The sequence below is a fragment of the Periweissella fabaria genome, from assembly GCF_918814575.1.
Taxonomy (GTDB): domain Bacteria; phylum Bacillota; class Bacilli; order Lactobacillales; family Lactobacillaceae; genus Periweissella; species Periweissella fabaria.
Window position 1 is genome coordinate 526658 of sequence record NZ_CAKKNS010000001.1, and the last position, 13169, is coordinate 539826.

9 protein-coding genes are annotated in these 13169 nt (G+C 38.2%); 2 read left to right on the plus strand and 7 right to left on the minus strand.

Annotated elements, in window-relative coordinates; translation table 11 throughout:
* Positions 1-10 precede the first annotated feature (10 nt).
* The 4 genes from LQZ75_RS02645 to LQZ75_RS02660 all read right to left on the minus strand — a co-directional run bounded on the left by LQZ75_RS02645 (position 11) and on the right by LQZ75_RS02660 (position 7491).
* The gene (locus tag LQZ75_RS02645; protein ID WP_230096297.1) at positions 11-973 is read right to left on the minus strand and encodes an ABC transporter permease subunit; all 963 of its coding nucleotides are present in this window, start codon (positions 971-973) and stop codon (positions 11-13) included.
* Positions 966-2456, minus strand: coding sequence for a sugar ABC transporter ATP-binding protein (locus LQZ75_RS02650; protein ID WP_230096298.1), 1491 nt, complete (start codon positions 2454-2456; stop codon positions 966-968). Before LQZ75_RS02650 ends, LQZ75_RS02645 begins: the two co-directional genes overlap by 8 nt.
* Before the next feature lie 46 nt (positions 2457-2502).
* On the minus strand, positions 2503-2898 hold the full coding sequence (gene rbsD, locus LQZ75_RS02655) for a D-ribose pyranase (protein WP_230096299.1): 396 nt from the start codon (positions 2896-2898) through the stop codon (positions 2503-2505).
* A gap of 195 nt (positions 2899-3093) precedes the next feature.
* Positions 3094-7491, minus strand: a complete 4398-nt coding sequence (locus LQZ75_RS02660; RefSeq protein ID WP_230096300.1) for a KxYKxGKxW signal peptide domain-containing protein — start codon at positions 7489-7491, stop codon at positions 3094-3096.
* 541 nt (positions 7492-8032) lie between these two features.
* Between LQZ75_RS02660 and LQZ75_RS02665 the strand changes: the two genes are divergently transcribed.
* Together LQZ75_RS02665 and LQZ75_RS02670 are read left to right on the plus strand one after the other, a co-directional pair.
* A complete protein-coding gene (locus tag LQZ75_RS02665) occupies positions 8033-8209 on the plus strand; it encodes a hypothetical protein (RefSeq protein ID WP_230096301.1) in 177 nt (58 codons plus the stop codon).
* Between the two features lies 1 nt (position 8210).
* On the plus strand, positions 8211-8600 hold the full coding sequence (locus tag LQZ75_RS02670) for an integrase core domain-containing protein (RefSeq protein WP_230096302.1): 390 nt from the start codon (positions 8211-8213) through the stop codon (positions 8598-8600).
* A gap of 65 nt (positions 8601-8665) precedes the next feature.
* On the opposite strand, the gene LQZ75_RS02675 is transcribed toward LQZ75_RS02670, so the two are convergent.
* The 3 genes from LQZ75_RS02675 to LQZ75_RS02685 all read right to left on the minus strand — a co-directional run bounded on the left by LQZ75_RS02675 (position 8666) and on the right by LQZ75_RS02685 (position 13150).
* Positions 8666-10156 carry a glycosyltransferase gene (locus LQZ75_RS02675; RefSeq protein ID WP_230096303.1) on the minus strand — a complete coding sequence of 497 codons (1491 nt, stop codon included), beginning with the start codon at positions 10154-10156 and terminating at the stop codon, positions 8666-8668.
* A gap of 13 nt (positions 10157-10169) precedes the next feature.
* On the minus strand, positions 10170-11729 hold the full coding sequence (locus LQZ75_RS02680) for a glycosyltransferase (protein WP_230096304.1): 1560 nt from the start codon (positions 11727-11729) through the stop codon (positions 10170-10172).
* 149 nt (positions 11730-11878) lie between these two features.
* Positions 11879-13150 carry an alkyl/aryl-sulfatase gene (locus tag LQZ75_RS02685; RefSeq protein WP_230096305.1) on the minus strand — a complete coding sequence of 424 codons (1272 nt, stop codon included), beginning with the start codon at positions 13148-13150 and terminating at the stop codon, positions 11879-11881.
* Between the last annotated feature and the right edge of the window lie 19 nt (positions 13151-13169).

Below are 13169 nucleotides of genomic sequence, written 5' to 3' on the forward strand. Positions count from 1 at the left end.
TTACTCCCCCCTAAACGGCTTTCTTACGGTCAATTAATACCGCAATGATAATGACGATTCCTTTAACGATTTGTTGGTAGAAACTAGATATTCCTAACAAGTTCATCCCGTTATTTAAAGTCCCAATAATTAATGCCCCTACAAGCGTGCCTAATAGCCGTCCTTTACCACCAGCTAATGATGTTCCCCCTAAGACAACGGCCGCAATGGCATCCATTTCATATGTTACTCCCGCATCTGGTTGGGCCGAATTAAGCCGGGATGTTAAAATGAAGCCCGCAATTGAGGCCATAATGCCCGATAATGTATAAATCAAAATGGTGATTTTATTGATTTTAATGCCCGATACAAATGCCGCTTTCGCATTTCCACCAATCGCATACGTCTTACGTCCAAAGGCCATTTTATGCAATAGTACATACAAAATAATGAACGCTACTAGCATTATCACAATTGGAAAAGGAATCCCCAAGAAATACCCGCGACCAATAACTTGAAAGAAGAAACTATTGGTCATCTTCGCTCCAGAAATGGGATTACCATCGGTTAAAACATACGTTGCCCCCCGATAGATTGTCATCGTTGCTAATGTCGCAATAAACGGTGCTGCGCCACCATAGGCAATAATCACACCGTTTACACCACCTAAAATTGCCCCAATCAAGACACCCAATAAGAACGCAAATGCTGGATGAACGCCAGCAATAATCATTTGTGCGGTGATTGCGCCCGTAAATGCCAAAATTGAACCAACTGATAAATCAATCCCGGCCGTCAAAATAACAAACGTCATCCCAAATGCAATTAGCGCATTGGTCGACACTTGCCGTAACAGATTCAAAAGATTATTAATATCTAAAAAACTATGGTTTAACAACGTTACTAAAAAAACCAAAAACGCTAATGCCAAAACTGGTCCTAATTTACCAATAAAATCCATCACATTGAATTGCTGACGCTTTGTGTTATCCATTGATTTGTCCCCCCGTAGCTAAAGTCATAACCGTTTCTTGTGTGGCATTTTTCGTGGCTAAGGTCCCCATAATCTTACCTTCGTACACGACATTAATTCGATCACTCATACCTAATACTTCTGGTAAATCACTTGAAATCATAATAATTGCGACGCCACGTGCCGTTAGTTCATTCATCAAATCATAAATTTCGCGTTTGGCCCCAACATCAACTCCGCGTGTTGGTTCATCTAATATCAAGACTTGCGACCCCGCTCCAATCCATTTTGCCAAAACGACTTTTTGCTGATTTCCCCCTGATAAGCTACTTACCGCAATATCGGCCGTTTGGGTTTTGATTGTCAGCCGCTTGATTAATGCCTCCACAAAAATGCGATCATTATGTTCGTCAATTAAGCCGTATTTAGTAAAACTACGTAAACTCGCTAAATCGATATTATCAGCAATTGTCGCATCTAAAATCAGCCCTTCATCTTTACGATTTTCCGTCATAAACCCAATCCCGTGTTTAATGGCAGCGGCTGGCGAATGATTCTCAACAACTTTGCCACTCACTTTAATTTGGCCATGATCTAAGCGATCAATCCCAAAAATAGCGCGCATGATTTCTGTCCGACCTGCCCCCATCAAACCCGCAAAGGCCACAATTTCACCGGAATGCACATCAAAGCTAACATCATTAAATACGCCTTGCCGACTCAAACCGTGCGCTTCAAAATAGACTTCGCCGACTTGCGTTGTCCGCTCTGGATAAAATTCAGTTAAATCACGCCCCACCATAGCTTTAACAATTTGATTCACATTTGTATCGGCCACCTTTGTCGTTGTGACCGAAATACCATCTCGCATAATTGTTATCGTGTCACATAGCGTCGTAATTTCTTCCATCCGGTGGGATATATAAATAAATCCTACGCCCGTTGCTTGGAGTTCTTTGACAATTTTAAAGAGCTTGTTGATTTCATTTTCTGTCAAAGCTGATGTCGGTTCATCCATAATGATAACTTGCGCATCCGTCATCAATGACTTAGCAATTTCAACTAGTTGCTGATTACCAACACTTAAATCATGAATTGGCATATCCAAACCAAAGTCAGCCCCTAAATAATCAAGATATTTGCGGGCTTGTGTGCGCATAGCACTAGTTTTTAAAATCCCAAAACGGTTCGTGATTTCACGATTAATAAACATATTTTCCAAGACGGTCATTTCACCATAATTATTCATTTCTTGGTGAATGAAACTAATCCCATGCAATTCCGCATCCATGGCATTTTTAAAATGCGTTACCTGCCCATTAATTTTGATTTGACCACGCTCAATTGGTAAAATGCCAGTCAAAATATTCATTAAAGTTGACTTACCAGCCCCATTTTCACCCATTAAGGCATGAATTTCCCCCGGTGCTAATGTGAAGTTAACTCCCTTCAAAACATGATTATCACCAAAGCTTTTGAAGATGTTTTGCATTGCAATTTCCATAATACCCCTCCGTATTGATGGCAATATTGGATTTTCACTAGCTACTTTAGAAAGTTACCCCACTTTCCAAAATAATATTTGCATATGGTGCCATTTCCCCAGTTCGAATGAATGCATGGGTATTAGCTAACCGTTGCTTCATATCTTCGTGTGGAATAAAGGCTATTTCAATTTCAGGTAGCAACGTCTTAATTGCTTGTAATTGTCCGGGATTCGCCGTTTTTATCTCTTCGGCTAAATAGATTTTTTGTACTTCTAATTCTGTTAAGACATTTTGTAATACGACATTGAAGCTTGGCACATTATTAGTAACTGCCAAATCAATTTTTTCAGTTCCTTTGGGTACCGGCATCCCGGCATCACCAATTGCCAGCGTGTCAAAGTGCCCCATTTGGGCAACCACGCGGGAGATATCTGAATTAATAATACGGCCTTTTTTCATGTTAACTTCCTTTCACTGTGAAAAAATGTAATTAAACAATTAGTATCTGCTTCCATTTTACCGATTTTTGATAGCGCTTTCAAACGATAGGACAGCAAACTTTACAACCTCATAATTACAAATAAAACGCCAAAGGACTCGGAAAATTTTCCGGGCCCTTTGGCGTCTAAAATCAATCAATTATTTTTAAATTTATTACTTCTCGTCCTCCTTCCGATGACGCAAACCTAATCCTCCAATCAAACCAAGGATTGTTTCACCAATAATGGTTAAAATCGTTGCTGTTTGCGCTTGTTCATCTGTTTTAGGTAATTGCTTTTGTACATGGGTACTTTCAGTGGGGGATTTTTCAATATTTTTAGCTGGCTTAGTTTTATTAATTACTGTAACTGGTACCACCTTAGTAGTATTTTTGGGGTGTTTTTTATTAACTATTGTTGCATCTTGAGCAGCACTCTTCGTTGTACCGTTATCAACTCTGGCTTGACTAGCACTTACTGTAGCTGCACTTGCGTAATTTCCTGCTTCTGTTGCCGTTGATCCTGCTTCACTAGCTGTTGTTTGCGCATTATCAGCACTACTGTTGGCAGCGTGTACTGCATTAGCGGTGCTAGTTGCGACATTATTTTCTGCTTCTGCTGTTGCTTGTGCTTGACTGGCAACTGCAGCGGCTGATGTCGCCGTACTTGCGGCACTCTTAGCGACTGCGGCATCACTTGCCGCCGTTGAGGCAGCCAATGATGCCACACTTTCAGCCGAGCTCGCCTTTGTTAATTGTTCTATTGCAGTACTTGCAGCTAAATTAGCACCTTCAATATCACCTTGTTGAGTAGCTAAAATTGCTTGACTATAAGCAGTTGAAGCTATGCTATTGGCGATGACAGCTTCACTTTCTGCACTCGAAGCTATTTGGCTTTGTACCTGAGCATTTTTAGTTGCATCAGCACCAATAGAAGCCGCAGCTGATGCAACTGATGCGGCTGATGTAGCTGTAGAACTTGCATTCATAGCAGCACTTGCAGCTGACATAATTACCTGATTATCAGGATTTATTGCTGCAGTTGAGGATACTTCACTAGCTGCATTATTAGCTAAATTGGCATAACTAGTTGCAACTGCAGCATCAGAATCACCAACTTTGCTATATGACGTGGCCGTAGTAGCACTACTGTTAGCTGAGTTATAATCACCCTTTGTATTTTCTGTTACTTTATTTGTGCTATCTGCTGCTGACTTGGCCTTATCTACTGATACTTGACCAATTGCTTGTTGTTCCGCCAGCAGTGCATTTGAAGCCACACTTGCAGCACTAGCGGCAGTACTTGCACTTGCTATCGCAGCCGATTGCTGCTCATTAGCAGTCGACATCGCTCTTGCAGCTACACTACTAGCAATTGCAACTTGCTTAGCATCTGCAGTCGCATTATTAATAGCCACCGTTGCGGCGGCAGCATAACTAGTTGCTGCACTTGCAAATGATTTATAAGCAGAATCATTTGCATAACTGGCTGCACTGGCTGCGCTAGCTGCAGATTGAGCAGCACTTAAAGCTTCATTAGCCGTGCTTGTAGCACTTTGTTCGTTCTTTAAAGCTATAGATGCAACTGACGCGGCACTAGCAGCTATAGCCGCAGCGTTATCAGCCATTGCTTGCTGAGTGACGGCAGTCGAAGCAGCAGTCGAAGCAACACTAGCTGCACTCATAGCAGTGTTAGCGTATGATTTTACATTTGCTGTATCACTATATTCATTAGCTAAAGATTGTGCTGCCTTACTAAAACCATCTGCAGCACTAGCAGCACTAGCAGCATCATTGACACTGCTTGTTAAAGTTACAGCAGTTGCTGATGTAGCCTGCGCATTACTTTGAGTATTATTGTTATTATCAACAGATGTTTGGTCACCTACCACGACATCATAATTAACTTTTACGTAATTCAAACTTGAGACAGCACGCAAAATGGTATTAGCTGTTAACGCAAATCCTGCTGGTAAAGTAATTGACCAGTTACCTTGACTATCTGCCTGAGCCATGTATTTAGTAGTATCTTGCCGATTTGCTACTAATGTCCCCGCTGGCAAACCAGTAATGCCATTACCATTTTGATCAGTCAAAGTAATAAAACCCTCTGGTAATGTTTTACCAGTAACAACCGTTGTATGATCTGTCACTGCAGGTTCAATATTAACTTTATTATCCGCGGCGGTTACAAACTCGAGATATTTGGTTGTTGACAATGCAATTGCCAAGCTATTGATATCTTTTTCAGAATCAAGAGACATCCCTTGTGCAGTAGGTGACGAATATTGATAAACCGCACTATTCAACATCGGAATATTAAAAGATAAGTATGGTCCAATAGCCATCGCATTTGGTGTATTATATATAATTTTTTGAAGCTGTCCTTTAATATTTCCTTGATAGACAAAATAAAAAACACTACTCTTCGGATTAGTATTTTGGGTTAAGTCAAATACAACCTTGTGCGCATGATACATTGTAATTACTGAATTAGCACCTTGTGTCTCCAACAACGTTACCTGACCATTACCATCTACTGTAACAGTTACATTCGCTCCATCTTCGAAATTAAAATTACTAGTACCAAATAAATTAATAATAATTGCATTTTGCGATCCAAGATTAGTAGCATCAACATTTAAAAAGCCACCGTTACCAACAACAAAAGTCCCACTACCATCTAGTTGGATGACACCAGTATTAGCAGTCCACAGCTGGCCATTTTGTTTAATATTAATTGTTCCATAATCATTAACCGTACCAGCACCTGTAATATATATTGCCTTATTTCCCGATGTATCTGCATTATTTTGATTGTAATTAATTACTCCAGATTTACTTACTGTTAACACTCCCGTACCAGCTAAGAATATGCCAGAGAACCCGTTCATATTAAGTCCTTGTAAATTCAACGTCCCATCAACAATCACTGATCCACCTGCCGTGTAAATTAAGGCATTGGTTCCAGTTTCATTGGCTCCGTATGCGGTTGCCCGTGATAAATTAACAGTTGCACCTTGGTCAATTTTGAAAACACCATTAGGTGCAAGGACAACTGCCGTACCCCCAGCAGTTGTCCCAGTAAAGTTCGCCCCCGCAAGGACTTCAACATTACTTGACTCAAAAATTTCTTGGTCTAAAACACCGTTACCTGCGATTGAAACATTACTCCCGTCAACCGGTGATTTATAACTATAGCTAGTAAGTAGCTTTGTATTCACATCCCCAGAAATAAAGACCGGAATTCCATATGAACTAATCATCTGTGACCCATAGTAATTAACATTATTAAATGTTAATGATTGCACTTTAGGATCATTTGCTGACCCCATCAAATGAATCGGCCCCCACCAAGATGCTGCCCATAAATTGATATCCGTGAATTTTACATTAGCATTTTGAACTCCAGCTGGCATATCAACAAAGTTATTTTGCCAATCTAACGTATAATATTTTCCAGCTGTTCCAGTGGTACCATTAATAGTTAAACTCCGTGTTGGAATAACTGCCGCAGCAAATAGTGGAACATTAGCTGTAGATAAACTGATATCATTTTGTAAATTAATCTGGTTAATTTGACCGTTAAAGAGCGCATCATGGAATTCTTGGGCAGTCGAAACATTAGCCACATTATCTTGTTTCAAAAGGATATTAGGATTTAATTTACCTGTAATTCTATTCACTTGCTCATTAGTTTGTGAACTAATAGTACTCGTGTCGTTACTCAACGATAGATTAACCGTCTTTGCGATATCTGTAATCGCTAAACTGTTACCGATACTGGTATTGATATTGGTACTATTAGAAACTCTTATTGGAATAGCATTACTATTTATCACACCGCTGTTGGCAGTTTCACTAGCAGCACTATTTGTTGTTGCGCTACTATTGGCAGTTTCACTAGCAGCACTATTTGTTGTTGCGCTACTATTGGCAGTTTCACTAGCAGCACTACTTGTTACTGTGCTACTATTGGCAGTTTCACTAGCAGTACTACTTGTTACTGCGCTACTATTGGCAGTTTCACTAGCAGCACTATTTGTTATTGCTTTACTATTGGCAGTTTCACTAGCAGCACTATTTGTTGTTGCTTTACTATTGGCAGTTTCACTAGCAGCACTATTTGTTATTGCTTTACTGTTGGCAGTTTCACTAGCAGCACTACTTGTTAGTGTGCTACTATTGGCAGTTTCACTAGCAGCACTATTTGTTACTGCACTACTATTGGCAGTTTCACTAACAGCACTATTTGTTGTTGCTTTACTGTTGGCAGTTTCACTAGTAGCACTACTTGTTACTGTGCTACTAGTGGCAGTTTCACTAGCAGCACTATTTGTTGTTGCGCTATTTACACCTTTATTATCAGAGGACGGTCTCTTTTGCGTATAAATACTTGCTGTTGCAGTATTATGTATCTCATCCGCTGCAGTATGACTAGGCATCCCCGCAATCAATCCCACTCCAATTCCCAAAAATATAATTGGTGCATAAAACCAATTTTTACCAGCTTTATACATTTTATATCGTTTTTTGGCGATTATTTGATTATGGTTATTAATCCTTCTTTGCATTATAGCTCCCCCCATAAAATAACTACTCATAAATATTTTGATTTTATAACTCTAAGTTACACATTTCCTAAGCATTTTCATGCTCTTTTTGATTATACGAGGAATTTCCTAAGATATTAGCGTTGTAATATTCTGCTAATACTTATTTTGTCTTATCATTAAAGTAAGTATTACATTTATTTAAACCATCTTTATTTTGTAATTACTTAGTAATTAAATTCATATTAATTACGTATTTTAAATTTTAAAAATACTCATATTTTTAAAAAAATCAATACTGTAATTTATTTGTAAACTATACTAATTTCAAAACACTAAATAATCAGCATTCAGCGCGGTTTACTAAAAAAATATCCAGAAAGCTTTCACTTTGCTATGGTAGTCTCCTGGTTGACAAATGAAATAATAAATTTCATTTGTCAACCAGGAGGCTTTTTTATACGCCAAGAAGTAAATACAGTGTTAGCGAAAAAGTAACAACACATACTCTGCGGAATTAAAGAATAAAGTTGTTGCTGAATACCTTGCTGGACGAGGTAGTTTGAGATTTCTTACTCGTAAATTCGGTATTCGTATCAAGAAACGTAATCGTATTAAGCAAGCTGAACAATATCTTAAAGGTAACGTCTTGAATCAAAATTTTAAGCAAGCCCAGCGGCCTGATGATATCTGGCTATCTGATTTTACCCACTTACAGTGGCTACTTAGTAGCCTATAACTTGAGTTTAACTGAAACAACCGAAGCGACGATTGATACTTTTAAACAAGCCTTCAACGTAGCTAATAATGCCGAGCCGCTGGTTCACACTGATCGTGGTGCGGCATACACTTCCAGCTTATTTAATGACTTTATGTTTCAAAAAAATACTATACGTAGTATGTCACGACCAGGTATACCTTACGATAATTCATTAATGGAACGGTATTGGAATGAGTTTAAAGTACGTTGGCTTAGAACTCATCCATGTCCCACTACATACGGTGAATTGGAAATGTTAGTTGCAGAAGGTGTTAAGTATTTTAATACTATTCGGCATTCTGAAAAAAGAAATGGCCTTACACCGGAAGAATTCCGGCATAAGGCCATTTCAAAACAGTTAATCGCATAACTATTTTATATTATTTCATTTGTCAACTTGACAGATACCAGTGCACTTTCTGGAGATTTTAATAATTAATTTTTACCAATACTACGCCATTGTGTTACTAAACGATTAGCGTCAAATTTTTGTGCTGTTTTTAAAGCATTACTTTTTAATTTCTTAATTTTATTGACATCTTCAAATGTTGCTACGATTAATTTTGCTAAGTTATGTGGCGTGCGATTCGTAATCGTAATGCCGTTTTCACCATTGATTACGAGATTTTTATTTATATAGTCAACAGCATAACAAGCTACCGGTACTCCATGGCTCATGCCTTCTAACGCGTTAATCCCAAAACCTTCACTTTTAGCTGCCGTTAAAAATAAGGCGGCATCTTGATAAATGTCTCGATTATCAATACTATAGTCAAGGAAATGCACTGCATCAACAATCTCAGTATTGTGAAGTTGATGTTCAATTTGTTGCTTATAATCTGTTGAAGAATAATATCCCTTCAAATACAATTCAGCGTCTGGTTTTTGTTCGTGAATACTTTGAAAAATGTCAATTAAACCGGAAATATTTTTATCTGGTGCTAATCGTCCAACGTATACAATTTTAGTTAAATCCGTTTGTTTACTAATATCTATACTTGTATATGTAGCTGATTGCAACGTACAGGCATTAATACCAGTATAACCTTGTTTCAGATCTGCTGTCTGCGCATCCGTTGCAGTAGCAATTAAGTCAAAATGTTTACCTACGGGTGTCACAATTCCTGCATATGCTTGTTTCAGCATTTTTTCATCTGTAATTTGGTTCTTCTCTAAATGATTTTCGTGCAAATATGCCACTGTCTTGACTGGATTAAGAACTCCTAAAACCGCCTCAACAACCCCAGGTCGATCTGCTACGAAAATCCCTGGTTCAGCTATATTTAGTTCATTTAAAAAGAACGTAAATAACTGCACTTGCGTATCAAAAACATAATCTTGACCATAAAAATTGAGTAACTTATACATCGTTGGTGTAACAACCCCATTAATAAACATATGCACAATTTCAATGACTGACTTACCATTGACATCAAAAAATGTTTGTAATGCCACTGATCCATCAGGATGATAAGTCTCTTCCATTGAAAGGAACCCCCGCCAATCGTAATACTGTGTTATTTCTTTATTACCAACGCGATCATAATACACAATATCTCCAACTAATCCAACCGTTCCAGGCATAACATTTATTTTGGCTAATTTACGCCCCATTGAATCAATAGTCGAATAGTTTGCATTAACACTTGTCACATGATAATCCCGTAATGGAATGGTTGATAAAAAACGGATACTCGTTTCTTGACGTTCAATATTATTGGCGTGTTGAAAATAGTCATACATATTAATATATTGGGTGTTTTCAATTCCCATATTAATAATATCACGAGCCAAAAAGCGGTTATAATCCTGTGTCACAATTTTGGCAGCTTCTCCATTTGCTAATAAGCTTTGCGTCCGCTTTATTTGTACAAATTCAACACCTGAATTAAAGCCATAAATATTTTCACCAACTGAATATATCATTATTCCCTCCTTTTTAACGCACATGTTTAACTTTAAGTGTCTTAGCATCATCCAATAATTGCTGCCACGCTTGCCAAACATTTTCTTCAGAATAACGATGTGCTGATTCATAAGCACCATTACTCAAGCGCTGTAACGTTCTTTTGTGTGTAAGGACGCTAATTATTTTGGCCCCCATTGCCTTATAATCATTAAATGGGACCACGTATCCATTAATATTATCTTGTATAATTTCATTTGGTCCGTAATTGACATCATACGTAATCCCAACAACCCCATGTGAGATTGCTTCCATAATAGCCAAATTAAAGCCTTCCATTAATGAAGTCAGCCCAAAAATCTGGGCATCATCTAAGATACTTTGCACGTCATCAATATAACCTTTAAATGTCACAACATCTTCTAAATCAAGCTCTTTAATTAAAGCCGTAATTTTTCTCTTTTCGGCATAATTGTCAGTCGAATCTGCATAACCGTACAAATCTAAACTAACTTCTGGAAATTTTTCATGTGCAAGTGCGACTGCCCGTATAAGATCGCCTAGACGTTTTTCATATGCAATTCGAGCTACCGCCACAATTTTACCGAATGTTCGAGTATTCATTTTAATTCGTGTTTGTTCTAAAATTACTTCCGGTACCACACCTACCGGAATTACATAATTACGTTGAATTGTTGGAAAACGAGCTTTGACATCTTTAGCTTGTTTTTGGGTTGCCGAAACAACAGCCGAGTATTTATCGACATTTGTTAATGCATATTCGTAGTTATTATTCATAACTGAATTCATAGGATCTTGCGCATCCCCAGCTTGTGAACTGTGCAAATACATAACTGTAAATGCTGGTTTGTGCAAGCGCGTTAATGCTTGATCAGCCAGTGATGAACGATCGAGCACAAAAATATTCGTCTCTGAACTTTGCTCATTAATTTGATTCAAAAAGAATTCAAATAATTCATCAATTGTATCAAATTGATGAATTGTCCCTCCATGCTCACTCAAAAGCCAACCTGTCTTTTCAACTTCATTAACTGCATTTTTGCGATTAAAGTTTCTTAGCACTATTTGTCCCCCTGGTGTATACCAAGTTTCAGTACCAATTTTATTATCAGGTGTATACCATTGCGACTTAGAGCAGAATCCCCTTTGATCATAAAAATCCACACGATATAAGTTATTGAACCCATCAAACATCTCAACTGAATAAACTTGTTGACTTTCCTTAATATAATTAAAACGGGCAACCATTTGATTATTTGCCCGTTTAACAATGAAGCGACTATTATCACTTTCATCGGTAAAGTGTAAATTCTTTAATCCAAACTCGATATCATTTACGTGTAGTTCTTTTGGTTCAACAAACAATGCTTGTTGATAAAAATCAAACATATTAATCATTTGTGAATCATTTATTCCCGCTTCGTGTGCTGTTACGTGTGAATCATAAACCCAATCCCGCGTTAAAAAATAATATGCCGTTTTATTTTTATCAAACAAGTGCGCCCGCTTTAATTGTGCATGTTCTATCCCAGATTTTTTAGCTGGCATACCAAAATTAATAAAATAAATCATCCTAATTCCCCCAATTTTGAATTTAAGAGCCTTCGCTTAAAATTGTTTTTTACTTATAATAAAAAAGTTATTTTTTAATAAAAAACAACTAGCTAACTTAATTTTGAGCTACAAAAAAAGCTAAGTCAACCTAAATTGACTTAACTTTTTCACTTATTTTCTAACATCGCTTTAGCATAACTAATATAATAATGGCGACCATTAGCACTTGTTTCTAACTCCGCTAATGCATATAGTGCGGTAATTTTTAAATCAACTGCTTCAGCCTCACCAAGGGCAATTAGTAAATCACATAATTGTAAGGCCCATAAGTAATCACTTGCCGCGAGTGCTTGTTTGATTGCTACAATAACTTTTGCTTTTCCTCCAATCAAAGCGACCATCTTACCAGCATATAAGTACTCCGGCATTTGGTGTAAGTTGGTCGGATTACCATCAAACCACCCCACATATGCTGCAAAGATTGCCCGTACCGTCCATTCAACACTGCCATATATTTCTTGTAAGTATGGTAAATTCCTTAAATGCTCCGGTAATTGGACTACTTCAACAATTGCTTGTACTGGTAAACCCGCATCAATATGGGCAAGAGTTTGATCAAAGACCGTTGCAATGGCATCACGATAATTAACTAAAGTTGTTTTAACAACTGTTGCGCCTTCCAAAGGTTGTAGATGCCCTGGTAAAACGGCAACCGCATTATATTCAATCAACAAATCCAAGCTTTGAATCCATTGACCAATATCACGATACTGTCCACCCCGAATTGCCGCTAAATTCGGAAAAGCCCCATAATAATTGTCACCCACACACATTATTTTTTGCTCGGGTAACCACACATAGCCCATATCACCATTTTCACCAGGTGCACTAATTAATTGCAAATGAATGCCATCAATTACCCGATCAACCAACATATCACTGATTATTTCAGTTGGTGGTAATGGTGCATAGCCCCGTTGTCCTTGGGTGTGCCCTTCTCGCATGCCCACACCTTGTGTAAGTGCCTCCGCATCGTTAAGTTGGTACCCCATCTGATGTTGGGTCCGTTTTAATAAAACATCATTGACCTTTTGTGCATCGATTAATGCTTGGTCACGATTAGCAAAAGCGATTACTGACTGTGCAGTCGCTGCAAATGTACTGGCACCCCCTCGATGATCTGGATGCCCATGTGTATAAATAATTGTCCGAACGGGTTTATTAGTAATTGCTTGTAAATCCGTCAGCATCAAGGCCGACCGATCTGGCGAGTCAAGGGTATCGACTAAGATAACACTTGTCCTCCCTTCAATGGCAATCGCATTACTATGCCCATAGCCCACAAATTGATGAACGCCTTGACCAAAATGGTAAATATGTTTTTGTTCATTTTGTTGAGCAAATGCTTGTAAAAGCTTAGCCCCATTTTTTTGCAACATCCAGCTTTGTCCCCCACGT

Excerpts from the sequence above, each read along its gene's own strand:
- LQZ75_RS02650 (WP_230096298.1), bottom strand. The coding sequence starts at position 2,456 with ATGGAAATTGCAATGCAAAACATCTTCAAAAGCTTTGGTGATAATCAT.
- LQZ75_RS02675 (WP_230096303.1), bottom strand. The coding sequence starts at position 10,156 with ATGATATATTCAGTTGGTGAAAATATTTATGGCTTTAATTCAGGTGTT.
- rbsD (WP_230096299.1), bottom strand. The coding sequence starts at position 2,898 with ATGAAAAAAGGCCGTATTATTAATTCAGATATCTCCCGCGTGGTTGCC.
- LQZ75_RS02660 (WP_230096300.1), bottom strand. The coding sequence starts at position 7,491 with ATGCAAAGAAGGATTAATAACCATAATCAAATAATCGCCAAAAAACGA.
- LQZ75_RS02685 (WP_230096305.1), bottom strand. The coding sequence starts at position 13,150 with ATGTTGCAAAAAAATGGGGCTAAGCTTTTACAAGCATTTGCTCAACAA.
- LQZ75_RS02680 (WP_230096304.1), bottom strand. The coding sequence starts at position 11,729 with ATGATTTATTTTATTAATTTTGGTATGCCAGCTAAAAAATCTGGGATA.
- LQZ75_RS02645 (WP_230096297.1), bottom strand. The coding sequence starts at position 973 with ATGGATAACACAAAGCGTCAGCAATTCAATGTGATGGATTTTATTGGT.